Annotated in this window: 1 protein-coding gene; it reads left to right on the top strand. The window is 63.9% G+C overall.

The annotated features are described in order from the left end of the window. Window positions 1-160: 160 nt before the first annotated feature. The coding region (mksB, locus tag DBR24_RS22970; RefSeq protein WP_177490666.1) for an Mks condensin complex protein MksB at window positions 161-1413 on the top strand (1253 nt) is incomplete at its 3' end.

Here is a 1413-nt window from a genome sequence, read left to right as displayed (position 1 = left end):
TGATTCTACCGCCCTTCGCTCAAGATCGCTTGCTGTTGATCGATAGCCTTGAGCAAAGCTCTCTACCCTGAAAATTCGACAGCCCGTCCCGAGAGTGAATCGCATCGTCGCTGATGCAGTACAATCGCGGCTTTTAATCGCCAACCAGCCGGCCATTCCGATGATCGAACCCAAGCGCGTCTTGCGCGCCCTCGCTGAACACTGGGCACTTCTGGAGCCACTGTGCGAGCACTTCGACCAGGGCACCCTGAGCCTCAACGAACTGCGCACGCAACTGGCCGCCCAACAACTGGACAGCACGCCGCAGGACATCACCAGCCTGCTCGACGTGTGGATTCGCCTCGACATTCTGGTGCCCGTGGCGAAAAGCCCGAACCGTTTCGAGCTCAACGCGCAGATCCACGACTTCCTCGCCTACCTGCGCCGTGAACACCGGCTGGGCCTGTGCCTGGAGATCGAAGCCTACCTGCGTCACCTCGAACGTCTGGCCGGCTACATTCAGGACGCGTTCGACGTCCGCGACGGCAACGACCTCGCCCGCCAGCTGCGCCTGCTCGACATGCGCGTGCGTGACGTGCTGAAAAAGCTCGATAACGACGAGCAGGCGCTGGTGGCCGTGGCCGAACGCGCCAAGACCAGCGACCGGCAGATCCCGCTGCGTCAGCGTTACGCCGAAGTACTGGCGACCTGGGACGAATACGTCGAGCCGATGATTGATCTGGTGAACGCCGACGGCGCTTTCGAGCAAGGTGTGCGCAAGGTCGAAACCGTGCTGCTGAAGATGCTCAGCGAACAGCAGCGCCTCGGCCATCTGGTCGATGACGACATGCTCCTGCGCACCCACGCGCGCATCCTCGAAATGCAGACCAGCGCCCAGCTGACCCTGCGCCACGCCCGTGAACTGCTGCTGCCACTGCGCGAAGAAGCGCGCCGGCACAACGCCGTGACCCGTGGCGCGGCCCTGGCGCTGGCGGCGATCCGCCGTAAAGGCATCGACGCCGTGCCGCAAGCGGCGATGCCGCTGTTCACCCGCCCGCAAAGCACCTTCCTCGGCAGTGCCAGTCAGGTCGAAGCCTACGTCTACGCCCTGGCGCGTTTCGAGCCGAAACCGGCGCGCTTCCCCAAGGCACACAAGACGCAGAAAGCCGGCGATGCCCCACGTGCACCGCGCACCGTGCGCGAGATGGTCGAGCGTTGCGAAGAGTCCCTGCCGATGCCGGATCTGATGACCTGGCTGCTGGAGCAGGAACCGGACGGTGCCACCGACGAATTGCTCTACTGGTTCTCGCGCCTGTCGCGGGAAAAACGCTTCAAGCGCGAGCGTCTGGAACGCCGCGAATATCACACTCACGAGCACCAGGTCAGCCTGCGCTCCTTCGCCCTGCTCTCGGCCAGCGATACCGCCGCCGAGAA

It is taken from the genome of Pseudomonas sp. HMWF006, assembly GCF_003061205.1.
Lineage (GTDB): Bacteria > Pseudomonadota > Gammaproteobacteria > Pseudomonadales > Pseudomonadaceae > Aquipseudomonas > Aquipseudomonas monsensis.
Note: the sequence above shows the minus strand (reverse complement) of the source record. Positions and strands in the feature narration are given on the sequence as shown.